This is a genomic window from [Empedobacter] haloabium (genome assembly GCA_008011715.2).
GTDB classification, from domain to species: Bacteria; Pseudomonadota; Gammaproteobacteria; order Burkholderiales; family Burkholderiaceae_D; genus Rugamonas; species Rugamonas haloabia.
The window spans coordinates 2,113,371-2,136,110 of record CP136508.1 but is presented as its reverse complement, the minus strand read 5'-3'; the positions used below and the strand labels follow the sequence as shown (position 1 = coordinate 2,136,110).

The following is a 22,740-nucleotide window of genomic DNA, read 5'->3' as shown; positions in this document are numbered from 1 at the left end:
GAGAGGAGAGCATATGAAGAGCACAACAGTGTCACGCTGGCTGGTAGCAACGTTTTGCGCGCTGACGGCCATCACGGCCGCGCAGGCGCAAACGACAAAATTGCCGAATGTGACGGTACTGGCCACCGGCGGCACGATCGCCGGCACAGGCGCGACCAGCACGACCACTGTCGGCTACACGGCCGCGACCGTCGGCGTGCAGCAACTGATCAACGCGGTGCCGGAACTGGCCAAGATCGCCAACGTCAAGGGCGAGCAGGTATTCCAGATCGCCAGCGAAAGCATGACGAACGAACACTGGCTGACCCTGGGCAAGCGCGTCAATGCGCTGCTGGCGCAGAACGATGTCGATGGCATCGTCATCACGCACGGCACCGACACGATGGAAGAAACCGCGTATTTCCTCGACCTGGTCGTGAAGAGCAAGAAGCCGGTCGTGCTGGTCGGCGCGATGCGTCCGTCCACCGCCCTGTCGGCCGACGGCCCGATCAACCTGTATAACGCTGTGTCGATCGCCGGCAGCCAGGAAGCCGTCGGCAAGGGCGTCCTGCTGGCGCTGAACGACCAGATCCACGCCGCCCGCGATGTCACGAAAACGAATACCTCGACCCCGGACAGTTTCAAAACGCCGGAATTGGGCCTGCTGGGTTACGTACAAGGCGGCAAGCCGTTCTTTTACCGCGCTTCGACCCGCAAGCATACGACTGACAGCGAATTCGATATCGCCAACCTGACGGCCCTGCCGCAAGTCGATATCGTGTACGGCTATGCCAATATGAATACCGTGGCGCTGGATGCGTTTGTCGCCGCCGGTGCGAAAGGCATTATCCACGCCGGCGTTGGCGACGGTTCCATTGCCGCCCGGGTCAAGCCAGGATTGATCGCCGCGCGTAAAAAGGGCACGATCATCGTGCGCTCCAGCCGCGTCGGCCAAGGCATTTTGGCACGCAACGGCGAAGCGAATGACGACGAGCTGGATTTCGTCGCGTCCGATACCCTGAGCCCGCAAAAAGCCCGTATCCTGCTGATGCTGGCGCTGACCAAGACCAATAACACGCGCGATATCCAGCGCATGTTCTACACCTATTGATTGTTCATAAAGCCGGGGCCGTGTCGACTCGGGGCCAGGGCCCCAATTTGGGCACGAGCCCGGCAGCAAATAAGCCAGGCCCTGGCGCGATAGCGCCAGCTTTCAGTCCGAGGCCTGCAGCAGTTCTCCTCTGGCGGCGTCCACGATACGCTGTCCCAACCGTTCCAGCTTCGGCGACTGCACACGCCATGCGTGCCAGTACAACGGCACGTCCATATATTCCCCCGGACATAAATCGACCAGCTCGCCCGTTTCCAGGCCATCGCCATATTGCTGCGACGGCAGCATGCCGTACCCCATTCCCAGGCGGATGGCGCGGACGAATGGATCGCTGGACGGCACATAATGCACGGGATAAGCGCCCGGCAACAGGCCCAGCCGATGTTCGATGAAATCGGACTGCAGTTTGTCCTTGCGGTCGAAAAACATGACGGGCGCTCGCCGTGCCGCTTCGCGGTTGAATCCGTCGGCAAACCAGCGTTGTGCAAACGATTTACTGGCGAGCAGCCGGTAACGCATCACGCCCAATGGCTGCACCGTGCAACCACGCATCGGTTGTGCCTCGCTCGAGACACTGGCCAAGGCTTCGCCTTTCTCCAGCAGCGAATAGGTAAAGGTCTGGTCGTCCAGCAGGATTTCGACCGTCATATTCTGCTCGGCCAGTATCTGGATCAATGGCGGCAGCAGCCAGGTGCCGAGCGTATCGTTGTTGACGGCGATCGCCACCTGGACAGGTTGCCGATCGTCCGCTCCGATCTCGGCTAGAAATTCCGCTTCCAATAAACGGCTGCGTCGCAGGTATTGCAGCAGGTGCTGCCCCGCCGCGGTAGCACGGCACGGCCGGCTGCGGATCAGCAGCGGCGCGCCCAGTGCCGTCTCCAGGGCGGCGATGCGCTGGGAGATCGCGGACGGCGTGACAGTGAGCTGGGCGGCCGCGAGCTCGAAACTGCCGGTCTCGGCTGCGGCAATAAAGGCGCTGCATTGGCGTGGGTCGAGCGTCATTGCTAAGTTAAGGAAAACTAATGGAAGTTGAAATATCTTAACCCAGCTTCACTTTGACGCTGGTGCTCATCACAATCCTTGCTTTAAGGAGAACAACGATGACGACCACAGCGGTTTATCTCAGCGGGCTCGGCCTTGGTGCCAGCCTGATCATGGCGATCGGCGCGCAGAACGCTCACGTGCTGCGCATGGGCGTGCGGCGCCAGCATGTGGCGTTGACCGTTGCCGCTTGTGTCGGCATCGACGTGCTGCTGATCGGGTTGGGCGTGGCGGGCGCCGGTGCGCTGATCGAATCGTCGCCTGCCCTGCTGGCGCTGGCGCGCTGGGGCGGCGCCGCCTTCCTGCTGTGGTATGGATTGAAGAGCTGGGCGCGGGTACGGCGGCCCGGCGGCTTGTCGGCCGACATGGGCACGACGACGACAGGCACGACCACCGCGCTGGTCACGGTGCTGGCGCTGTCGTTGCTGAACCCACACGTCTACCTCGACACCGTCGTGCTGCTGGGCTCGGTGGGCGGCCGCTATTCCGTGGAGCAACGGCCCGTATTCGCCGCCGGCGCGATGACGGCCTCGCTGCTGTGGTTTGCCGGGCTGGGGTTTGGTGCGGCGCGGTTCGCTGGCGTGCTTGGCCGACCGCAGGTGTGGCGCGTCATCGAAGCGCTGACTGGCGCGGTGATGGTGACGCTGGCGCTCACCCTGGTGCTTGCGCCGGGATGAAAAAAGGAGCGCACGCGGCGCTCCTTTCGGATGTGTCGGTCGCTCAGCGGCAGGCGCCGAAGGCCGCGCCGGAGGCGGCAGCCATCCGCTGTGCCTCGGCCATGCTGCAGGCCAGCACGAAGCTGGTGAACCGGCTCGGCGAGTTCGGGAACACGCAAATGCCGTACTGGCGCGCCGTGGTGCAGCCGCCCGGGTTGGTGCTCGGCGCCGCAGGGTCGCGTGGCGACGACCAGTTGCTCTTCGGATTGCTGGACGTAATCTGGATCGAGCCGTCGTTGTTCAGGGTCAGGAACGGCGCGTAGTTTTGCTGGGCTTGACCCGTTCTCGAATCCCATACTGGCGCGTTATTGGCATCGTACACGACCAGGTTGCCATCCGTTTGCATGACGGCCTTGCGGCCCTGCTTGACGTCGGAACCCGTACTCCAGATCGCAGTGCGCCAGGTGTACGGTGGCGGTCCCTTGTAAATCACCATATTGCCATCGCTCTGGAAGATCAGCGTGTACACACCGTTCGCCGACACATATGGCTGGTTCACCACCATCTCTTGTGGAGCCGTCAGAACGACCTTGAATGGCGCAACTGGCGGCTGGTTGACCAGCTGAGCCGATGCCGACACAGAGGCCAGCATTGCGCCACTGGCGAGCGCGAACGCTGCCAGGCGATGCAGATTGAAACGCATAATATACCTTTCTAATGCGAGAACTCTATAACAAAAATAAAATGGGCTGGCTATTTGTCAGTCTCGCTGGCGACCTGTGATGCCGGTAAAAATCGCTGCGACGCCGCGATAAACAGTTCATTGGCCCGCTGTTCGCCGCGCATGCGCTGTTCCGGCGTCAGGCCGGCGAAGGCGGTCTTGCTCCATTCCTTATTCGACGTATCCCACAGCCGTTCGGCAAGGGTATTCCACGCATATGCCTCGACCGTATCGCCGCTCTCGGCATATTGCTTCGCCAGGATCGTCGACGCATGAATATGGCCAGCATTGACGGCCTCGGTCAGGTAGCGTTTCGATTCCAGCTGCGGGTCCTTGCCGAAGTCGTAATCCGGATCGAATTCGAGGCCGTTATTCTGGTACTGGTACTGCACGCCCAGTTGCAGCAGCGCGAAAATATCCTTGGCGTGGGCCTTCTCCTTCAGCTGGGCCAGCGACATGCGGTCATATTCGGGCGGCGTCGCCAAGCCGAGTTGCTTCATCAGTGCGGCCCGCTCCCGGATCATTTGTTCCGGATCGGGCCGGCCGGCGCCACCACGGGCAAACGGCGAATCGAGCGACGAACCCGGCCGGGACGACAGCCGGTCGCCAGCATCGCCCCGGGCCGGCGCGCCGGCTGCCACGCCCTCGGCGCCACGGGTCGACGAGGCGGCAGCTGCCTGCTGCGTGGCCGGATCGCTGCCGAACCATGCCGCTGCCGCCAAGGCGGCCGCGGCACCGATCAGCCCTACCGTTTTACGGGCTGACGTCATAGGGCATCAGTTCCAGTGAATGCACGCGCCCAGGCTGGCGCCCGGACCGGCGATCCGCACCGCTTCGGCGTTCGTGCAGGCGAATACCCAGGTGCTGAACTGGGTCGGCGTGCCGCGGTACATGCACAGGCCGATCTGGCGCGGCGTGCAAGGAGGGTTCGTGCTCGGCGCGGCCGGGTCGGCATTGGTCTTGAAGCCACCGCTGACGGCAAACACGCCGGTGTCGCTGATGGTGGCCGACGGCGCCTTGCCCGCCGTGCGCGAATCCCACACGGCCTTGCCGCCGGATGCGATCAGGCCGTCATAAATCACGAAATTGCCATCGCCCTGCAAGACCGCGTGCTTGCCTTTCTTGACGTCCGTGCCGGACGACCACAGCGAGTTCTGCCACGTGTAATTCGAACCTTTATAAACGACGAGGTTGCCGTCGCTCTGGAAAATAATCGAGTACACGCCGTTCGGCGATTTGTATGGATGATTGACGACCATCTCGGTGTTTGGCGAGACGACGGTCGCTTCAGCGGCCTGAGCAGCACTTGCGAACCCGAACCAAGCGGCGGCGGCAATAGCGGCGCCACTGATGGACTTAATAAACGAATTCATGCAATTCCCCTGGTTGATGGTGGATTAAAATGCAGGGGCATTCTATCCGGGGTATATGACAGGAATTCTATCCAATGGTCACGGGAAGCCTGCTATATCTGACAGGTCTGGCAAAAATAATCAGGTGACCGCGCAGATTTATCGCGCCGCCATACAGGCAGGCCACGGAAGCAAATGGGAAATGTATTGCACGGCGGGAGATGATTACTGGCCTGCCCAGCTGGGTTCGAACCAGCGACCCTCAGCTTAGAAGGCTGATGCTCTATCCAACTGAGCTATGGGCAGTAGAGGAAGATCGGCAGGCGCCGCGACGTGGATGAACGGGCTGCTCAAGCAAAAGCCGGTTGTCGAAGACAACCGGCTTTTTAGAAGGAGTGGTCGGAGTACAAGGATTCGAACCTTGGACCCCCTGGTCCCAAACCAGGTGCGCTACCGGGCTGCGCTACACTCCGATGAAGACATCATACTCGGTCAAGGCATGCAGCGTCAAATCTATCGACATGGGCCCGGAACGGCGGCTCAGGCGGCCAGCGGCACCTCGACCTTGTCGGCGATGCGCCGCGCCAGGCTTTGCGCGCGCGCGGCGTCCTTGGCTTCCACCATCACGCGGATCAGCGGCTCGGTGCCGGATGCGCGGATCAGCACGCGCCCCGTGTCGCCCAGCTCGCGCTCGACGGCTTCCTTCTCGGCCACCATCGCGGCGTTCTTCTGCCAGTCGAAGCCGGCCGGCACGCGCACGTTGATCAGCGTCTGCGGGAACAGCTCCAGTTCGCCCGCGATCTGCGCCAGCGTCTTGTTGGCGCGCTTCAGCGCCGACAGCACCTGCAGCGCCGAGACGATGCCGTCACCGGTCGTATGCTTGTCCAGCGCCAGCAGGTGGCCGCTGCCCTCGCCGCCCAGGATCCAGCCCTTCTCCTGCATCACTTCCAGGACGTAGCGGTCGCCCACCTTGGCTCGGGCGAAGCCGATGCCCTTTTCCTTAAACGCCACTTCCAGCGCCATATTCGTCATCAGGGTGCCGACGGCGCCCTTCACCTCGCCCGTCGCCAGGCGATCCATGACCATCACGTACAGCAGCTCGTCGCCGTTGTACAGGCGGCCATTGGCATCGCACATGATCAGGCGATCGGCATCGCCGTCCAGCGCGATGCCCAGGTCGGCGTCGTGCGCCAGCACGGCGGCGGCCATCGCCTTCGGTGCCGTCGCGCCATGGCCTTCATTGATGTTGAAACCGTCCGGCTTGTTGCCGATCGGGATCACTTCGGCCCCCAGCTCGTGGAATACGTGCGGCGCGATGTTGTAGGCGGCGCCGTGGGCGCTGTCCACGACGATCTTCAGGCCGCGCAGGTCGAGCTCGTTCGGGAACGTGCTCTTGCAGAATTCGATGTAGCGGCCCTGGGCGTCTTCCAGGCGCTTGGCGCGGCCCAGCTTCTCGGACGGCACGCACTCCATCGGCAGGTCGATCTGTGCCTCGATGTCGAGCTCGACGGCATCTGGCAGCTTGGTGCCGCGTTCCGAGAAGAACTTGATGCCGTTGTCCTGGAACGGATTGTGCGATGCCGAGATCACGACACCGGCCGACAGGCGCAGCGCGCGGGTCAGGTAGGCAATCGCCGGCGTCGGCATCGGGCCGGCCAGCATCACGTCCACGCCAGCGGCGGCAAACCCTGCTTCGAGCGCCGCTTCCAGCATATAGCCCGAAATGCGCGTGTCCTTGCCGATCAGGACGGTTGGGCGCGCCATGCCGGGAGTCGCCGTCTTCGCCAGCACCTTGCCGGCGGCATAGCCCAGCCGCATGACGAAATCAGGCGTGATCGGCGCTTCGCCGACGAGTCCACGGACACCATCGGTTCCGAAATATTTGCGTGCCATAGTCTGCTCTCTTTACTCGTTAAGGGAACGCGGGCCTGGCCCATCGTTCCCGCTGTTTCACTGGGCCGCGTGCCACACTTTCAGGGCATCGACCGTTTCGGCCACATCGTGCACCCGCACGATGCCGGCGCCATGGGCCACCGCCGCCAGCGCGCCGCCAAGGCTGCCGGCCAGGCGCTGCTCGACCGGTTTGCCGGTGACGGCACCGATCATCGACTTGCGCGACAGCCCCGCCAGCAATGGCACCCCAAGCTCGGCCACCATCTGGCTGCCGGCCTTCAACAAGGCATAATTATGCTCGACCGTCTTGCCAAAGCCAAAGCCAGGATCGATCCACAGGCGACTGCGATCAATGCCAGCGGATGTCAGCGCTTCGATACGCTCGCGCAGGAAGCATGTGACTTCGCGCACCACGTCGGCGTAGACAGGTTTATCCTGCATTGTTGCAGGTTTGTCAAGCATGTGCATGAGGCAAAGCGCGCAATCGCTGTCGCGCACGGCTTCGACCGCGCCGGGGGCGCGGAAGGCATTGATGTCGTTGATCATGTCCACGCCGGCCAGCACGGCCTCGCGCATCAGCTCCGGTTTGTAGGTATCGACGGAGATCGCCTTGCCACAGTCGCGCAGCGCGTACAGCACGGGCAGCACGCGGCGCAGCTCCTCCTCCAGCGGCACCAGCGGCGCACCCGGCCGGGTGGACTCGCCGCCGACGTCGATGATGTCGACGCCGTCGCGGATCATCTGCTCCGCGTGCGAAATCGCGAAGTCGAGCGCGGCGAACTGGCCACCGTCGGAAAACGAGTCGGGGGTAACGTTGAGGATGCCCATGACGAGCGTGCGCTCGCGCGGGAGATTGAAGCGGCCAAACGGGAAATGCGGCATACGGTAGTGAGAATCAGGATTGACGTCGCGAACGACGGACCAAACAAAAAGGGCGAGGATCGCTCCTCACCCTTTCGTTCACGCCACGCTGGCGACCTCAGGCCGGGGCGGTGACGTTGGGCGACGCGGTCGGGCCGTCGTCGCTCGGCTTCTTGCGCAAGGTCACGCCGGCCTTCGGCGGACGGGGCTCGTGCCCGGCCATGATGTCGTTGATCTGGTCGGCATCGATAGTTTCCCAGTCCAGCAGCGCCTTCGTCATCATCTCGACCTTGTCGCGGTTCTCTTCCAGCAGCTTGCGCGCCAGGGCGTACTGCGTGTCGAGGATGTTGCGGATTTCGGCGTCGACCTTCTGCTGCGTGGCTTCCGAGATCGTCTTGTTGCTGCCGCCCAGGAAGCCTTCGTTCTGCTCGTCCTCGTACACCATCACGCCCAGCGAATCGGACATGCCGAAGCGCGTCACCATCGAACGGGCCAACTTGGTGGCCCGCGAGAAGTCATTCGAGGCACCGGTGGACATCTGGCCCACGAAGATCTCCTCGGCGATGCGGCCGCCGAACAGGATCGAGATTTCTTCCAGCATCTTGTCCTTGTAGCCGGAAATCTTGTCGTGCTCCGGCAGCTGCCAGGTCAGGCCCAGGGCCCAGCCGCGTGGCATGATCGTGACCTTGTGCACGGGGTCGGCCTTCGGCAGCAGCTTGGCGACGACGGCGTGGCCGGACTCGTGGTAGGCCGTGTTGCGGCGCTCTTCCTCGCGGATCACCATCGACTTGCGCTCCGGACCCATGAAGATCTTGTCCTTGGCATCCTCGAAGTCCTGCATGTCCACCAGGCGCTTGCTGCGGCGCGCGGCAAACAGCGCGGCCTCGTTGACCAGGTTGGCCAGGTCGGCGCCGGAGAAGCCCGGGGTGCCGCGGGCCAGGATGTCGGCCTTCACGTCCGTGCCGATCGGCACCTTGCGCATGTGCACGTTCAGGATCTGTTCGCGGCCGCGGATGTCCGGCAGGCCGACCGAGACCTGGCGGTCGAAACGGCCCGGGCGCAGCAGCGCCTTGTCCAGCACGTCCGCACGGTTGGTGGCGGCGATGACGATGACGCCGGACGACGCCTCGAAACCGTCCATCTCGACCAGCAGCTGGTTCAGCGTCTGTTCGCGCTCGTCGTTGCCGCCGCCCATGCCGGCGCCGCGGTGGCGGCCGACGGCGTCGATCTCGTCGATGAAGATGATGCACGGCGAGTGTTTCTTCGCGTTCTCGAACATGTCACGCACGCGGGAGGCGCCCACGCCGACGAACATCTCGACGAAGTCGGAACCGGAAATCGAGAAGAACGGCACTTTCGCTTCGCCGGCGATGGCGCGCGCCAGCAGCGTCTTGCCGGTACCCGGAGGACCGACCATCAGCACGCCGCGCGGGATACGGCCGCCCAGCTTCTGGAATTTGGTCGGGTCGCGCAGGAAGTCGACGATCTCCGTCACTTCTTCCTTGGCTTCGTCGCAGCCGGCCACGTCCGCGAACGTGACGGTATTGTTGGTTTCGTCCAGCATGCGGGCCTTCGACTTGCCGAACGAGAACGCCCCGCCCTTGCCGCCGCCCTGCATTTGGCGCATGAAGAAGATCCAGACGCCGATCAGGAGCAGCATCGGGAACCAGGAGACGAACACCTGCTGCAGGAACGACGGCTCTTCCGGCGGACGCACGTCGAAGCGCACGCCGTTGTCGCGCAGGTCACCGATCAGGCCGCGGTCGAGGTACGTGGACGTGGTGCGCACGCGCGTATCGTCCACCTTCGTCGCGGTGATGCTGTTGCCTTCGATGACCAGGTCCTTGATGCGCTTCGCCTTGATCTCGTCGAGCAGGTCGGAGTACGCGATGGTCTTGCTGCCGCCGGAAATGCTGTGGCTGTCAAATTGCTTGAACAGCATAAATAACAGCAGGGCGACGACGACCCAGATGGCGGACTTGGAAAACATGTTATTCACGAAAACTCCTTGGATGCTCGCGCACCTGTTACCTGTAGCAGAATTCCGATTTTACTCGCAATGCGCAGGCCATGCTACAAACCTGCCCATCGGGACACCCGGCAAACGCGTCAAATATACCGCTTTTGTCGCCTGGATGCGCCGCTTGCCGCGTGCCAGCCACCCGGGCCTGCCTGGCCCGCCGGCGTCGGCCCCGGCGGCACACGCCGCTGTCCGCTTGGATGTGCGGGTGCCCGCCCCGATTACAAGGGCCGTTCAGGCGATTTCGCTGCTTTTTTCGACGGGATGTTTCAATCCCCGCCCCAACAGGAAGATTTCGGACGATTTATCGCGGCTCGCTTTCGGCTTTTTCTGCGTGACGGTCTTGAATTCATGACGGAACTTCTCGACGATCTGGGAAAACCCCATGTCCTTGAAACACTTCACCAACAATGCGCCACCCGGTTTCAAGTGCATTTGCGAAAACTCAATGGCCAAGTCGATCAGGTCTTCCATGCGCGCCGCATCGGCCGTCGCGATGCCCGACAGGTTGGGCGCCATGTCCGACAGCACCAGGTCCGCTTTGCGTCCTTGCAACACTTCGCCCAGCCGGTCCAGCACCTCCTGCTCGCGGAAGTCGCCTTGCAGGAAATGCATGTCGGCGATCGGCTCCATCGGCAGGATGTCCAGGCCGATGATGGTGCCGTTGATGCCGCCGCCCTCCTTGCCGGCCAGCTTGCGCCGGGTGTACTGGCCCCAGCTGCCGGGGGTGCAGCCGAGGTCGACGATGACTTGGCCGGGCTTGATCAGCTTCTCATCCTCGTCGATCTCCCTGAGCTTGTAGGCGGCACGGGCGCGGTAGCCGTCCTTCTGGGCGGCCTTGACGTACGGATCGTTAATATGGTCGTGCAACCAGTTTTTGTTTAATTTGTTCTTTGCCATTCGCGTAGAATACTGCTTTTAAGAGAACCACTAGAAATTTATATGTTGAAACTGACACCCGTTGAGCGCAGCGCCCTGCGCGCCGAAGCCCACGCGCTCAAGCCCATCGTCCTCATTGGCGAAGCCGGCCTGACGGAAGCCGTGATGAAGGAAATCGACCTGGGCCTCGATTCGCACGGCCTGATCAAGGTGCGCGTCTTCGGCGACGACCGCGAAGCCCGCATCGAGATGTACGAACGCATCTGCGCCGAACTGGAAGCGGCGCCCGTGCAGCACATCGGCAAGCTGCTCGTCCTGTACCGCCCGAAAAAGGAAGTGGAAAAAGCACGCAGCGCCAAGGCCGGCAAGGGCATGCGCATGGTCACCATCGTCAAGCCCAGCGCCTCCGGCACCAAGAAGCCGACCATCAGCAAGGTCATGCTGAAAGGCAATGAGCGCGTCACCGAAGGCGGCACCATCAAGCGCGCCAAGAAGCGCCAGACCAGCACCAAGAAAACCATCCTGGGCTGATCCAAGCAGCTTCGGACCAAGCGGGCACTGCCCGCTTTTTTATTGCCTGAAAAATGGGGTCTGTCCCCATTTTCAGAGCAACTATTGCTTCAGGATCAACCAGCCCGCAAGCACGCTCTGCACCAGGTAGATCATGCTCGAGATGCCGTGCAGCATGCCGAAGCGCTGTTTGCCGGCGGACGCCATCACCCCGTCCGGGCCTGCCGCGGCCTTCAGCTCGGCCATCATCGGCTGCAGGCCGAAATGGCTCATCACCGTGCACAGCGCCATCGCGGCGATCAGCGCCAGCACCGTGCGGCGCCGCTGCGCCGTCCAGCCTTCCGTGCCGTACTTCAGCAACACCAGCAGCGCGGCCGCGCAGCCCAGCGACAGCAATGCCTCCACATGGAACATGCTGCCGGCGATGGTGCCGGCCAATACGCGGTCGGACAAGGTGGCGAACAGGGTCGGCGCCACCAGGTAACCGACCGTCCACAGGCTGCCGGCCCAGATCACCGCGACCAGCAGCCGGACCTTCGCCAGCATCAGACGTAACGCACTTCGAGGATTTCGTACTCGCGCGGGCCGGACGGCGCCTGCACCTCGACCACGTCCTCGGCCGACTTGCCGATCAGCGCGCGGGCGATCGGCGACGTCACGGAAACCTTGTTCAGCTTGATGTCCGCCTCGTCCACGCCGACGATCTGGTAGCTGACCTTCTGGCCCGACTCCAGGTCTTCCAGGTCGACGGTGGCGCCGAACACCACACGGCCGTCCGCGTCGAGCGTGGCCGGGTCGATGATCTGGGCGGAGGACAGCTTGCCCTCCAGTTCCGCGATACGGCCTTCCACGAACGCCTGGCGCTCCTTGGCCGCGTCGTATTCGGCGTTCTCCGACAGGTCGCCGTGCGACCGCGCTTCGGCGATCGCATCGATGACGATGCGGCGTTCCTTAGTCTTCAGCTGGTGCAGCTCTTCCTTCAGCAGCTCGGCGCCGTACTTGGTCAGTGGAACAGAATTCATGTTTCTTCTCTTGGTGAATTGAAAAAAGCACAGAGCCCGGGCCAATGGCGCGGGCTCTGCTTGGGTCCTGCTAAATGGATACAGCCAACTACGTTAGTAGCTTAGTGTAGTGTTTTATGCAGACCTTGTAAATCGTACACCTGCAACTCGTCCAGGTGGCGGATGCCGGCGACCGCGGCTTCCGCGCCGGCGATCGTCGTGAACGTCGTCACGCGCGACTGCAACGACGACGTACGGATTGTACGCGAGTCGTTGATCGCACTGCGTTTCTCTTCCACCGTGTTGATGACGAGGGCGATCTCGTGGTTCTTGATCATGTCCACCACGTGCGGGCGGCCCTCGACGACCTTGTTGACCGGCGTGACGGGCAGGCCCGCCGCCGCGATCACGGCCGCCGTGCCCTTGGTCGCCACCAGCGTGAAGCCGGCATCGACCAGGTCGCGCGCCACCTTCACCGCGCGCGGCTTGTCCGAACCCTTCACCGACAGGAACACCTTGCCCGACTTCGGCAGCTTGACGCCGGCGCCCAGCTGCGACTTGACGAACGCCTCGGCGAACGTCTGGCCCACGCCCATCACCTCGCCCGTCGATTTCATCTCGGGGCCCAGGATCGTGTCGACACCCGGGAACTTCACGAACGGGAACACGGCTTCCTTGACGCTGTAGTAAGGCGGCACCACTTCCCGCGTGATGCCTTGCTGCGCCAGGGTCTGGCCGACCATGCAGCGCGCCGCGATCTTGGCCAGCTGCAGGCCGGTGGCCTTCGACACGAACGGCACCGTGCGCGACGCGCGCGGGTTCACTTCCAGCACGTACACGACGTCCTTCTGCACGCCGTCCACGTCCTGCTTCTGGATCGCGAACTGCACGTTCATCAGGCCCACCACGTTCAGGCCCTTGGCCATCAGCGCGGTCTGGCGCTTCAGTTCATCGATGGTGTCCTGCGCCAGCGAGTACGGCGGCAGCGAGCAGGCGGAGTCGCCCGAGTGCACGCCGGCCTGCTCGATGTGCTCCATCACGCCGCCGATGAAGGTGGTCTCGCCATCGGAGATGCAGTCCACGTCGCATTCGATCGCGTCGTTCAGGAAGCGGTCCAGCAGCACCGGCGAATCGTTCGACACCTTGACCGCTTCGCGCATGTAGCGCTCCAGGTCGCGCTGCTCGTGCACGATCTCCATCGCGCGGCCGCCCAGCACGTAGGAAGGACGCACCACCAGCGGGTAGCCGATTTCCTGCGCCAGGCGCAGTGCTTCTTCTTCGGTACGGGCGGTGCGATTGGGCGGCTGGCGCAGGTTCAGGTCGTGCAGCAGCTTCTGGAAGCGCTCGCGGTCTTCGGCCGCGTCGATCATGTCCGGCGACGTGCCGACGATCGGCACGCCGTTCTTTTCCAGGTCCAGCGCCAGCTTCAGCGGCGTCTGGCCGCCGTACTGCACGATCACCCCGACCGGCTTCTCCAGGTCGACGATCTCCAGCACGTCCTCCAGGGTCAGCGATTCGAAATACAGGCGGTCGGAGGTGTCGTAGTCGGTCGACACGGTTTCCGGATTGCAGTTGACCATGATGGTCTCGTAGCCGTCCTCGCGCATCGCCAGTGCCGCGTGCACGCAGCAGTAGTCGAACTCGATGCCCTGGCCGATCCGGTTCGGGCCACCGCCCAGCACCATGATCTTCTTCTTGTCGGTCGGGTTGGACTCGCACTCCTCGTCGTACGTGGAGTACATGTAGGCCGTGTTGGTGGCGAATTCGGCCGCGCAGGTGTCGACGCGCTTGTACACCGGGCGGATGCCCAGTTCGCGGCGGCGCTTGCGCACCTCGGTGTCGGTCGTCTGCAGCAGGTAGGCCAGGCGGCGGTCCGAGAAGCCCTTCTGCTTCAGGCGGTACAGCGTGTTCTTGTCCAGGTTATCGAGCTTCTGCGTGTCCAGCCACAGTTCCAGGTCGACGATCTCCTTGATCTGCACCAGGAACCACGGGTCGATCTTGGTCAGCTGGTGCACTTCCTCCAGCGTGAAGCCCTGGGCGAAGGCGTCGCCCACGTACCAGATGCGCTCCGGACCCGGCTCGCCCAGTTCCTCTTCCAGCTTCTCGCGGTCGACTGTCTTCTGGTTCAGGCCATCGACGCCCACTTCCAGGCCGCGCAGCGCCTTCTGGAACGATTCCTGGAAGGTGCGGCCCATCGCCATCACCTCGCCGACGGATTTCATCTGCGTGGTCAGGTGGTGGTCGGCAGTCGGGAACTTCTCGAACGCGAAGCGCGGGATCTTGGTGACGACATAGTCGATCGACGGCTCGAACGAGGCCGGCGTGGCGCCGCCCGTGATCTCGTTGCGCAGCTCGTCCAGCGTGAAGCCCACGGCCAGCTTGGCCGCCACTTTCGCGATCGGGAAGCCGGTGGCTTTCGACGCCAGCGCCGACGAACGCGACACGCGCGGGTTCATCTCGATGACGATCATGCGGCCGTCCTTCGGATTGATCGAGAACTGCACGTTCGAGCCGCCCGTGTCCACGCCGATCTCGCGCAGCACCGCCAGCGACGCGTTACGCATGATCTGGTATTCCTTGTCCGTCAGCGTCTGTGCCGGCGCCACCGTGATCGAGTCGCCGGTATGCACGCCCATCGGGTCCAGGTTCTCGATCGAGCAGATGATGATGCAGTTGTCCGCCTTGTCGCGCACCACTTCCATCTCGTACTCTTTCCAGCCCAACAGCGACTCTTCGATCAGCAGCTCGGACGTGGGCGAGGCTTCCAGGCCGCGCTTGCAGATCTGCTCGAATTCTTCCTCGTTGTAGGCGATGCCGCCGCCCGAGCCGCCCATCGTGAACGACGGCCGGATGATGGTCGGGAAGCCCAGCTCGCGCTGCACGCTCCACGCTTCGTCCATCGAGTGGGCGATGCCGGAACGGGCCGAACCCAGGCCGATCTTGGTCATCGCGTCCTTGAACTTGGCGCGGTCCTCGGCCTTGTCGATCGCTTCCGGCGTGGCGCCGATCAGTTCGACGTTGTACTTCTCCAGGATGCCGTGGCGGTGCAGGTCGAGCGCGCAGTTCAGCGCGGTCTGGCCGCCCATCGTCGGCAGGATCGCGTCCGGGCGCTCCTTGTCCAGGATGCGCTCGACCACCTGCCAGGTGATCGGCTCGATATAGGTGACGTCGGCCATTTCCGGGTCGGTCATGATCGTGGCCGGATTGCTGTTGACCAGGATGACCTTATACCCCTCTTCGCGCAGGGCCTTGCAGGCCTGGGCGCCGGAATAGTCGAATTCGCAGGCCTGGCCGATCACGATCGGGCCGGAGCCGATAATCAGGATGCTTTTGATGTCTAAACGTTTTGGCATTTTTATTTCTTCTCCGCGGCTTCCATCATCGAGATGAAGCGGTCAAACAGGTACGAGACGTCGGTCGGGCCGGGCGAGGCTTCCGGGTGGCCCTGGAAGCAAAACGCCGGCGTGTCGGTGCGGGCGAAGCCCTGCAGCGAACCGTCGAACAGCGACACGTGCGTCACGCGGCAGTTTTCCGGCAGGGTCGCCGCGTCCACCGCGAAGCCGTGGTTCTGCGACGTGATCAGGACCTGCTTCGAGTCGAGGTCCTGTACCGGGTGGTTGGCGCCGTGGTGGCCGAACTTCATCTTCAGGGTCTTGGCGCCGGAAGCCAGCGCCATGATCTGGTGGCCCAGGCAGATGCCGAAGGTCGGGATCTTCTTCGCCATCAGCTCGCGCGTAGCGGCGATCGCATAGTCGCACGGTTCCGGGTCGCCGGGACCGTTGGCCAGGAAGATGCCGTCCGGGTTCAGCGCCAGCGCGTCCGCGGCCGTCGACTGGGCCGGCAGCACCGTCACCTTGCAGCCGCGCGCGGCCAGCATGCGCAGGATGTTGCGCTTGACGCCGTAGTCGAACGCCACCACGTGGAAGCGTGGGTTCTCCACCTTGCCGTAGCCCTCGCCCAGCTTCCATTCCGTTTCCGTGAACTCGTACGGCGCCTTGGTCGTCACGACCTTGGCCAGGTCCATGCCGGCCAGGCCGGGGAACGAGCGGGCCAGCTCGATGGCCTGCTGTACCGATGGCTCGTTGCCCAGGGTGCCGGTCAGGATGGCACCGGCCTGCGCGCCTTTTTCGCGCAGCAGGCGCGTCAGCTTGCGGGTATCGATGCCGGCGATCGCGACGACGTTCTCGGCCTTCAGGTAGTCGGCCAGCGACTGGGTGGAGCGGAAGTTGGAGGCCAGCAGCGGCAGGTCACGAATGATCAGGCCGGCAGCGTGGACCTTGGTGGCTTCGACGTCTTCGGCATTGATGCCGTAGTTGCCGATGTGCGGATACGTCAGCGTGACGATCTGGCGGGAATAGCTGGGATCGGTCAGGATTTCCTGGTATCCGGTGATCGAGGTATTGAACACGACTTCACCCGTCGTGTGACCGGCGGCGCCGATCGAAATACCTTTGAAGATGGTTCCGTCAGCAAGAGCCAGGATGGCTGGAACGGCTGGGCCTGAAAAAAACGGCGGCAAGGGCAACTCCTGTAAAGTTACCGTAGCAGCGCCACGTCAGACGACCCACATAAAAAATAAGCCGGGCGGTGCCTGGCTGCGGGTCAGATGAGAATGGATGGAAGAGGTAGGCGCTACGACGGATATGAATTGGCTAAACCTTTGAATTATAACTCAAAGGAGCTGTTTCGGCAATGCGTGGGCCGGGCTGCGTCGCCATGCGGCGACCGCGCCCGCCTCCCTCGGCACGCGCCAAGAGGGGTGCCGCCCGCCGCATATTGCATTCGTGACAATTCGATAGAAATGGACGGCTGTCAAAGTGATATTGTGGCAACCATCCCGCCGTCACGGCCGCCGGGAGGCTGCCCCCCTGCCGTGCACTCACCGGAGTCCCCGAATGACACTCAAGCAAGCCCTGCTGGGCGCTGCCCTGCTGGCGGTATCGGCTGCCCATGCAGCCACCACGATCGAGACCGACGGCTTTCGCCTTGCCCACATCGACACGCCCTCTCCCGTCGACATGGCCATCCTGTCGGCCGTCGGCGGCGAAGTCCGCATCGCCGTGCGCGGCTGGCAGCCGCAGATCAATCCCGCGTGGGTGGTGGCGGCCGACGAACTGCCGCAGACCGAGTGGGACATCGGCGGCGGCCTGCTGCAAGCCAGCGTCACCGCCGGCTATCGCATCACGTCGATGACGCTCACCGGCACCGTTACCGGCACCCTGGAAACGGCGGCACTGGACAGCCAGTGCGGCAGCGCGCAACTCGCCTGCGCACAGGGCACGGCCGCCAACCAGGCTACCGTCGACATGTCGGTGCTGCGCAATGGCACGGCGACCGGGCCGGCCCTGTGGCGCCTCGATAACGCGCAGGGCACGCATTCCTACGCGCTGACGGCGAACCAGCCGCTGACGGGCGAGTTCGCGCTGGCGGTCGACACCTATGGCGTGGCGTTTGCGACTGCCGGCGTCGAGGACCGCCTTGGCGATATCTCCTACGTGCCGAGCCGCGCATCGCTCGGGTTTGGCGACATGATCCTGACCGTGCAGGTCAGCCCTGTCCCGGAACCCGGCACGTATGCCATGCTGCTGGGCGGCCTGGCCCTGCTGGGCGTGGCCGCGCGCTGGCGCCAGCGCTAGTCGCTCAAGCGTCCTGGCGTCGCCGGCGCGCCACCGCGCCGGCCAGCGCCAGCCCGCCCAGCAACATCGCCCACGTCTGCGGTTCCGGCACGGCGGCGATGTTGACGGTCATCGTCAGCTGGCCCAGGCCTGCGCTGGCCGACGAACCCAGCCAGTACTGCTCGTTGCTCAGCTCGTCCAGGTACCACACGCTTTCCGCCGTCACCTCGTTGCGGCCGTTGAACGACACCGTGAACTCTCCTTCCAGGGCCGTCTTGCCCAGCGTTAGCGAGAAGTCCTTGCGACCGTTCAGGTCCTTGGCCGTCGCCCAGTTCGATTCGAGCGGATGCTCCGTGTGATAGGTGCCGAAGCCGAAGCCCAGGTCGTTGCCCGCGTCGCCCGGCATCGTCCACTGGGCGGGCGCCAGGGTGCCGTAGAACGACCCCGTCAGCGTGATGCCGGTGATCTTGTAGCCGGCCTTGACGCCGATCTCGTATTCATTCTGCCAGAACCGGTAGTCGCTGGCGAACGCCTTAAAGGCGGAGTCGACGGATAACGGGAAGCCTTCCGTGATGCCGTACAGCGAGAAGCTGGCCGAGTTCGCGGTCTCGCCGATCAGGGCGATGCCGGGGACCGGCTCGGAGGCATTCGTGCCCAAGGTGAAGCCGGTCGTTTCGATCAGCGGCTCGAAGGCCTGGGCGGAACCGGTGGCGGCGAGGATGGCGGCGGCGCACAGGGCGCGGGACAGCAGTTGCATGGTTGCTCCGGATGAGTTGTCGAGGCACGCAGTGTAGCGAGCTCATCCGGAGAAAACCGTCGTTGATTGTTTGCAAATATGTCTTGTTTTGTAACGTCGCGTCAGATGCGGCGGCGCCGTGCCATCCAGCCGGCAACGCCCAGGCCCGCCAGCAACATGGCGTAGCTCGACGGCTCGGGTACCGGCGCCACCTGCACGCTCAACACGACATTCGACAGCTCGACGGCCGCGCTAGCTTGCAAGATGGTCTGGTCCCAGTTCCAGCCATTCCAGACGTACTGCACCGGGCTGCTGGCCGCGACGGTATTCTCCGCGCCGAGGGCGAGCTGGAACGGGCCCTCCAGTGGCAGGCGGCTTGTCGCCGAAATGGCCTGGACGCCGTCGACATGGCTGGCGTAAGCGGCGGGCAGCACCGCGTGCTCGCCGGCACGCAGGATCGACCAGTTCAGGGTGGCGCTGTTGTCCACCGTGCCCGGCGCAGTTTCGCACTGCTCGCAGTCGCGTGTTTCCAGGTACAGGGAACCGTTGACGACGGCGCCAAGCGTCATCGACGTGATGCGGTAGCCTTGCCGGACGATACCCGTCAACAGGTGCGCGGCCGCGTTGCCGATGCCGCCATCGCCATTCATGTTGGTGTCCCAGCGCTCGCCCCAGGTGCCCATGGCCATCCCGATACGCACCAGGCCATCCGTGTCGGACAGCAGTTGCATGTCGAGCGGGTTGGCGGAGCTTTCCGTCCAGGCCAGGCTGAAGCCCGCCGTTTCGATCGTCGCGGCCGCGTGGGCCGTCGATGCATGCCAGATCAGTGCGCCGAGCAAGAGCCCGGTTGCCAGTCGTTTCATGGTGTCCTCCCAATGGATGAAGTGATCAAGGCGGACGTACCATCCGCAGTCGAATACCGAGCTGGTATTCTGCCGATTGTGATGGACCGTCACAATCCTCCCCACTTATCCCTACCTGTGCCAGCTTGACAATCCGGGCCGTGCAGCGCAGCAAAGAAAACGGAGCGGCAAGCCGCTCCGTTTCGCATGACTGCCGGCCGATTTCAGCGCCGCCGCCGCGCCACGCCAGCGATCAGTGCGAGGCCGCCCAGCAGCATCGCATACGTGCCGGGCTCCGGCACCGGTGCCAGCGCCGTGTGGATGGTCAGCGTGGCCCCCGTCAGGTTCATCGATGCGAACGACGGAATGCCCGGCAGGATGCCGTTGGGTGGAATGCCCTGCGCGCCCATCCAGACCTCCGACTGCAACAGCAGGCCGTACTGGCTGGCGAAGCCGATATCGTTGAACGTCACCTGCACCGACTGCGAACCGTTCAGGTCCTGCAGCGCCCGGCTGTCGGCCTGCAGCGTAGCGCCGCCGCTCGTCAGCTGAATATTGTTCGACGTGAGATTGTTCGCCAGGCCGGGCGGGTCGATCGGCGACACGGCCTGTTGCAGCTGGCCGTCGAAGGTCAGGTTCCACTCGATCGACGTGATGCGGTAACCGTCGCGCACACTCAGCTGGTAACCCGTGTCGTAGCGGTTGGACGTCTGCGCGAAACTGCCCTGGTCGTCATAGACGGACCAGCCGGCGCCGCCGCTGCTGTTGCGGCTGATCATCTCGTTCAGCGACAACTGCAGCACATCCGCGCTGTTGGCCAGGATGCTGACGCGGTCGTCCGCATAGGACGGCAAGTTGTCGAACACGAGTGCCGCCGATTCGATGTGAATCGGCTCGGCGTGCGCGGCCGTACCGAACAATGCCACGCCGAGCGCAAGCCCGGCCATTGTGCCTTTCATGCCTTCCTCCCTGGTGTACGTGTTGGTGTACATGAGCGTTTCGACTGGCCTGCCGCAAGACGGGTCATCGAAAACAGTGTAGCACCGACGTCCGCCGCGGCAGCGTTCATTACTGCTGGTTAAGCGCGTCCGGGCCGTTATTGCTGACCGGCGTTGCGCGCCACCGACACCCGGCGGCGCCACGCGCCCAGCGCACCCATGCCGCCGAGCAACAACAACCATGCCTGCGGTTCCGGTACCGGCGCCACGTCGACGGTCAGCACGAGGTTGCCGACACGCACCTGCGCGGCCGAGCCCAGCCAGCTGTCCGTGCCGGTGGCATCGTCATGGAACAACGCGCTGTCGGCGCTGGCGGTAGCGCTGCCGAGCACACCCAGCAGGAATTCGCCACGCAGCGCCTGCGCGCCCAGCGTCACGGAAAAGGTGCGCTCGCCGTCCAGGTCCACCGCGTGGGCGTAATTCGACCACAGCGGCACCTGGCCGGGCGGCCAGGCCAGGAACGACAGGCCGATGTCGTTGCTGGCCGCGCCACCATCGGCTGGCGCGAGGCTGCCGCTGAACGTGCCGCTGATCGTCAGGCCGGTGATGCGGTAGCCGCTTTTGACACCGATGCCGTAGCCGGCCTGCACGGGGCTGTCGGCGGACGCGGACGGTACGCCCGCCGAGTCCACGCTGCTGTGCATGTCACGCATCAGGCCTTCGAGCGAGAACGTGGCGCGGTGCGCATCGTCGCCGATCAGCGCGATGTCGGCGGCTGGTCCGTCGCCGGCGCTGTCGAGGGTAAAGGCGTGCGTGTCGATGGTACCTGCTTGGGCGGCGCCGCTGCACAGGAGCGCGGCGGCGAACGCGGTACGGATGAGAGTTGCTTGCATGACTGATCCGGGTATTGGAAAGCCAAGGAGTCTACCCGCTGCACCCGCGCGGGCGCAAAAATATTGTCGGTTCGGCTAGCGTTTTTTGCAATTTCGCGACGAACGGTGGCCCGTCGCTTCACGAAAAAGCAAGAAAATTGCCAAAATTCGGGGACTGTCCCCGAATTTCGGCAACTTCCATACGCCAGCAGAACAGCTCAGCCCAGTGCGGCGATACCGGCCTTGGCGATCTGCGCGTCCTCGATGGATTTCACGCCGGAGACGCCGACGGCGCCGATCGTGTGGCCGTCGACCACAATGTTGACGCCGCCTTCCAGCAGCCCTTCGACCTCCGGTGCGGACAGGAACGCGACGCGGCCGTTGTTGATGATCTCCTCGTACACGCGCGACTCGCGTCGGCCCAGCGCCGACGTCTTGGCCTTGGCCGGGGCGATATAGGACGTCAGCGGCGCCGCGCCATCCAGGCGTTGCTGCCACAGCAGGTGGCCGCCGTCGTCGACGATGGCGATGGACACGGCCCAGTTGTTGGCCAGCGCTTCGGCTTCCGCGGCGGCGGCGATTTTTTTGACGTCGGCAAGACTCAGGTACGGCTTCGATTGCATGGTGTTCCTCGTGGTGAAAATGGGTGTCGAACTGCGCTTATTGGGCGGCGACGGTCGGTGCCTCGCGCTTGGCTTTCAGCTTCTGCTTGATCTGGGCCATCGCTGCCAGCGTGGACTTCTCGCCCGCGCTCATGGCCCGCGCCCGGCTGTTGAAGTCGTTGCTGGCCATATTGCCCAGCGGCGGCTGGATCACGACGTCGGCATCGCGCAGCTCGTACTGGTTGATGCGCTGGCCCATGATCGAGAACGTCTGCATGATCACTTCCAGCGACGACACGGCGGCCTGGGCCTCGGTCTGCGTGGAGATGTTGACGGCGATGATGAAGTCGGCGCCCATTTCCTTGGCGAAGCGCACCGGCACCGGCGCGACCAGGCCGCCGTCGACGTAGGTGCGGCTGCCGATCGTCACCGGCTGGAACACGCCCGGCACGGCCGAGCTGGCGCGCACGGCCATGCCGGTATTGCCGCGCGTGAACAGGATCGGCTGGCCCGTCTTCAGGTCGGATGCGACGGCACCGAACGGCAGTTTCAGCTTCTCGATGGAGCGGTTTTTCACCGCCTTGTTGATGTAGCTTTGCAGCGCCTCGCCCTTGAGCACGCCGGACTTGGTGCCGAACAGCGGCAGCGCCCAGTCGGAAATCGCGGCCTCGTCCATGTCGTAGGCCATCTTCTGCAAGGTGCCGGCGTTGTTGCCGGCCGCGTACAGGGCGCCGACCACGCTGCCGGCGCTGGTGCCGACCACGATGTCGGGCACGATGCCGTGCGCTTCCAGCGCCTTGATCACGCCGATATGGGCAAAGCCGCGCGCGGCGCCGCCGCCCAGGGCCAAGCCGATCTTCACCTTGCGCTGCGGTGCCGGCGTGGGCACGACGTTGGCGGTGGAGTCGCCCAGCGCGGGCGGGATGACGGGCGGCAGCGGCGTTGCCGGGGTAGCGGGCGTTGCGGCTGTACCGGCGCCGGGTGGCGTGCCGGCGGTGGGCGTGGGGGTCGTGCCGGTGGTGGCGCAGCCGGCCAGCAGGGCTGCGGCCAGGATGCACGCGGTGAGGCGCTTTGGATACATGTACTCGATCTGCTCGGTTGGAAATGACTG

22 protein-coding genes and 2 tRNA genes are annotated in these 22,740 nt (G+C 64.1%); 4 read left to right on the top strand and 20 right to left on the bottom strand.

Features of this window, described 5'->3' with window-relative positions; genetic code table 11:
* Window positions 1-13 precede the first annotated feature (13 nt).
* Complete coding sequence (locus E7V67_009345; GenBank protein ID WUR15291.1) at window positions 14-1,090, top strand: type II asparaginase; 1,077 nt, start codon at window positions 14-16, stop codon at window positions 1,088-1,090.
* A gap of 102 nt (window positions 1,091-1,192) precedes the next feature.
* Here the strand turns inward: E7V67_009345 and E7V67_009340 are convergent, their stop codons facing one another.
* Complete coding sequence (locus E7V67_009340; protein WUR15290.1) at window positions 1,193-2,092, bottom strand: LysR family transcriptional regulator ArgP; 900 nt, start codon at window positions 2,090-2,092, stop codon at window positions 1,193-1,195.
* Between the two features lie 98 nt (window positions 2,093-2,190).
* Between E7V67_009340 and E7V67_009335 the strand changes: the two genes are divergently transcribed.
* Window positions 2,191-2,808: a LysE/ArgO family amino acid transporter gene (locus E7V67_009335; GenBank protein ID WUR15289.1), complete on the top strand. Its 618-nt coding sequence runs from the start codon at window positions 2,191-2,193 to the stop codon at window positions 2,806-2,808.
* A 43-nt stretch (window positions 2,809-2,851) separates the two neighbouring features.
* Here the strand turns inward: E7V67_009335 and E7V67_009330 are convergent, their stop codons facing one another.
* The 9 genes from E7V67_009330 to E7V67_009290 form a co-directional block, all read right to left on the bottom strand.
* Complete coding sequence (locus tag E7V67_009330) at window positions 2,852-3,346, bottom strand: hypothetical protein (protein WUR15288.1); 495 nt, start codon at window positions 3,344-3,346, stop codon at window positions 2,852-2,854.
* A 194-nt stretch (window positions 3,347-3,540) separates the two neighbouring features.
* Window positions 3,541-4,278, bottom strand: coding sequence for a hypothetical protein (locus E7V67_009325; GenBank protein ID WUR15287.1), 738 nt, complete (start codon window positions 4,276-4,278; stop codon window positions 3,541-3,543).
* 6 nt (window positions 4,279-4,284) lie between these two features.
* Window positions 4,285-4,881 (bottom strand): hypothetical protein, encoded by a 597-nt coding sequence (locus E7V67_009320; protein WUR15286.1) that lies wholly within the window; start codon window positions 4,879-4,881, stop codon window positions 4,285-4,287.
* 208 nt (window positions 4,882-5,089) lie between these two features.
* A tRNA-Arg gene (locus E7V67_009315) sits at window positions 5,090-5,166 on the bottom strand.
* A 90-nt stretch (window positions 5,167-5,256) separates the two neighbouring features.
* A tRNA-Pro gene (locus E7V67_009310) sits at window positions 5,257-5,333 on the bottom strand.
* A gap of 67 nt (window positions 5,334-5,400) precedes the next feature.
* Window positions 5,401-6,753, bottom strand: coding sequence for a phosphoglucosamine mutase (gene glmM, locus E7V67_009305; protein ID WUR15285.1), 1,353 nt, complete (start codon window positions 6,751-6,753; stop codon window positions 5,401-5,403).
* A gap of 57 nt (window positions 6,754-6,810) precedes the next feature.
* Complete coding sequence (gene folP, locus E7V67_009300; GenBank protein ID WUR15284.1) at window positions 6,811-7,635, bottom strand: dihydropteroate synthase; 825 nt, start codon at window positions 7,633-7,635, stop codon at window positions 6,811-6,813.
* A 97-nt stretch (window positions 7,636-7,732) separates the two neighbouring features.
* Complete coding sequence (gene ftsH, locus E7V67_009295) at window positions 7,733-9,613, bottom strand: ATP-dependent zinc metalloprotease FtsH (protein ID WUR15283.1); 1,881 nt, start codon at window positions 9,611-9,613, stop codon at window positions 7,733-7,735.
* Between the two features lie 255 nt (window positions 9,614-9,868).
* Complete coding sequence (locus E7V67_009290; GenBank protein ID WUR15282.1) at window positions 9,869-10,534, bottom strand: RlmE family RNA methyltransferase; 666 nt, start codon at window positions 10,532-10,534, stop codon at window positions 9,869-9,871.
* Window positions 10,535-10,576: 42 nt separating this feature from the next.
* Here E7V67_009290 and yhbY point away from each other — a divergent pair, with 42 nt between their 5' ends.
* Window positions 10,577-11,044 carry a ribosome assembly RNA-binding protein YhbY gene (gene yhbY / locus E7V67_009285; protein ID WUR15281.1) on the top strand — a complete coding sequence of 156 codons (468 nt, stop codon included), beginning with the start codon at window positions 10,577-10,579 and terminating at the stop codon, window positions 11,042-11,044.
* Between the two features lie 81 nt (window positions 11,045-11,125).
* On the opposite strand, the gene E7V67_009280 is transcribed toward yhbY, so the two are convergent.
* From E7V67_009280 to carA, 4 genes are all read right to left on the bottom strand, one after another.
* Complete coding sequence (locus E7V67_009280; GenBank protein WUR15280.1) at window positions 11,126-11,569, bottom strand: DUF4149 domain-containing protein; 444 nt, start codon at window positions 11,567-11,569, stop codon at window positions 11,126-11,128.
* Window positions 11,569-12,045, bottom strand: coding sequence for a transcription elongation factor GreA (gene greA / locus E7V67_009275; protein WUR15279.1), 477 nt, complete (start codon window positions 12,043-12,045; stop codon window positions 11,569-11,571). Before greA ends, E7V67_009280 begins: the two co-directional genes overlap by 1 nt.
* A gap of 101 nt (window positions 12,046-12,146) precedes the next feature.
* Complete coding sequence (gene carB, locus E7V67_009270) at window positions 12,147-15,377, bottom strand: carbamoyl-phosphate synthase large subunit (protein WUR15278.1); 3,231 nt, start codon at window positions 15,375-15,377, stop codon at window positions 12,147-12,149.
* Between the two features lie 2 nt (window positions 15,378-15,379).
* Complete coding sequence (gene carA / locus E7V67_009265) at window positions 15,380-16,543, bottom strand: glutamine-hydrolyzing carbamoyl-phosphate synthase small subunit (protein ID WUR15277.1); 1,164 nt, start codon at window positions 16,541-16,543, stop codon at window positions 15,380-15,382.
* 376 nt (window positions 16,544-16,919) lie between these two features.
* Between carA and E7V67_009260 the strand changes: the two genes are divergently transcribed.
* Window positions 16,920-17,660 carry a PEP-CTERM sorting domain-containing protein gene (locus E7V67_009260; protein ID WUR15276.1) on the top strand — a complete coding sequence of 247 codons (741 nt, stop codon included), beginning with the start codon at window positions 16,920-16,922 and terminating at the stop codon, window positions 17,658-17,660.
* 4 nt (window positions 17,661-17,664) lie between these two features.
* Here the strand turns inward: E7V67_009260 and E7V67_009255 are convergent, their stop codons facing one another.
* From E7V67_009255 to E7V67_009230, 6 genes are all read right to left on the bottom strand, one after another.
* Window positions 17,665-18,396: an FxDxF family PEP-CTERM protein gene (locus E7V67_009255; protein WUR15275.1), complete on the bottom strand. Its 732-nt coding sequence runs from the start codon at window positions 18,394-18,396 to the stop codon at window positions 17,665-17,667.
* Window positions 18,397-18,497: 101 nt separating this feature from the next.
* Window positions 18,498-19,238 carry a PEP-CTERM sorting domain-containing protein gene (locus tag E7V67_009250; protein WUR15274.1) on the bottom strand — a complete coding sequence of 247 codons (741 nt, stop codon included), beginning with the start codon at window positions 19,236-19,238 and terminating at the stop codon, window positions 18,498-18,500.
* A gap of 203 nt (window positions 19,239-19,441) precedes the next feature.
* Window positions 19,442-20,209 carry a PEP-CTERM sorting domain-containing protein gene (locus tag E7V67_009245; GenBank protein WUR15273.1) on the bottom strand — a complete coding sequence of 256 codons (768 nt, stop codon included), beginning with the start codon at window positions 20,207-20,209 and terminating at the stop codon, window positions 19,442-19,444.
* A gap of 104 nt (window positions 20,210-20,313) precedes the next feature.
* Window positions 20,314-21,048, bottom strand: coding sequence for a PEP-CTERM sorting domain-containing protein (locus E7V67_009240; protein WUR15272.1), 735 nt, complete (start codon window positions 21,046-21,048; stop codon window positions 20,314-20,316).
* 197 nt (window positions 21,049-21,245) lie between these two features.
* Complete coding sequence (locus E7V67_009235; protein WUR15271.1) at window positions 21,246-21,650, bottom strand: heme-binding protein; 405 nt, start codon at window positions 21,648-21,650, stop codon at window positions 21,246-21,248.
* A gap of 37 nt (window positions 21,651-21,687) precedes the next feature.
* Window positions 21,688-22,710, bottom strand: a complete 1,023-nt coding sequence (locus E7V67_009230; GenBank protein WUR15270.1) for a patatin-like phospholipase family protein — start codon at window positions 22,708-22,710, stop codon at window positions 21,688-21,690.
* Between the last annotated feature and the right edge of the window lie 30 nt (window positions 22,711-22,740).

Coding starts and splice junctions, on each gene's coding strand:
- E7V67_009280 (WUR15280.1), bottom strand. CDS start 11,569: ATGCTGGCGAAGGTCCGGCTGCTGGTCGCGGTGATCTGGGCCGGCAGC.
- E7V67_009255 (WUR15275.1), bottom strand. CDS start 18,396: ATGCAACTGCTGTCCCGCGCCCTGTGCGCCGCCGCCATCCTCGCCGCC.
- E7V67_009325 (WUR15287.1), bottom strand. CDS start 4,278: ATGACGTCAGCCCGTAAAACGGTAGGGCTGATCGGTGCCGCGGCCGCC.
- greA (WUR15279.1), bottom strand. CDS start 12,045: ATGAATTCTGTTCCACTGACCAAGTACGGCGCCGAGCTGCTGAAGGAA.
- E7V67_009235 (WUR15271.1), bottom strand. CDS start 21,650: ATGCAATCGAAGCCGTACCTGAGTCTTGCCGACGTCAAAAAAATCGCC.
- E7V67_009345 (WUR15291.1), top strand. CDS start 14: ATGAAGAGCACAACAGTGTCACGCTGGCTGGTAGCAACGTTTTGCGCG.
- folP (WUR15284.1), bottom strand. CDS start 7,635: ATGCCGCATTTCCCGTTTGGCCGCTTCAATCTCCCGCGCGAGCGCACG.
- E7V67_009340 (WUR15290.1), bottom strand. CDS start 2,092: ATGACGCTCGACCCACGCCAATGCAGCGCCTTTATTGCCGCAGCCGAG.
- E7V67_009245 (WUR15273.1), bottom strand. CDS start 20,209: ATGTACACCAACACGTACACCAGGGAGGAAGGCATGAAAGGCACAATG.
- E7V67_009320 (WUR15286.1), bottom strand. CDS start 4,881: ATGAATTCGTTTATTAAGTCCATCAGTGGCGCCGCTATTGCCGCCGCC.
- E7V67_009260 (WUR15276.1), top strand. CDS start 16,920: ATGACACTCAAGCAAGCCCTGCTGGGCGCTGCCCTGCTGGCGGTATCG.
- glmM (WUR15285.1), bottom strand. CDS start 6,753: ATGGCACGCAAATATTTCGGAACCGATGGTGTCCGTGGACTCGTCGGC.
- E7V67_009335 (WUR15289.1), top strand. CDS start 2,191: ATGACGACCACAGCGGTTTATCTCAGCGGGCTCGGCCTTGGTGCCAGC.
- E7V67_009250 (WUR15274.1), bottom strand. CDS start 19,238: ATGAAACGACTGGCAACCGGGCTCTTGCTCGGCGCACTGATCTGGCAT.
- carB (WUR15278.1), bottom strand. CDS start 15,377: ATGCCAAAACGTTTAGACATCAAAAGCATCCTGATTATCGGCTCCGGC.
- yhbY (WUR15281.1), top strand. CDS start 10,577: ATGTTGAAACTGACACCCGTTGAGCGCAGCGCCCTGCGCGCCGAAGCC.
- E7V67_009290 (WUR15282.1), bottom strand. CDS start 10,534: ATGGCAAAGAACAAATTAAACAAAAACTGGTTGCACGACCATATTAAC.
- E7V67_009230 (WUR15270.1), bottom strand. CDS start 22,710: ATGTATCCAAAGCGCCTCACCGCGTGCATCCTGGCCGCAGCCCTGCTG.
- E7V67_009240 (WUR15272.1), bottom strand. CDS start 21,048: ATGCAAGCAACTCTCATCCGTACCGCGTTCGCCGCCGCGCTCCTGTGC.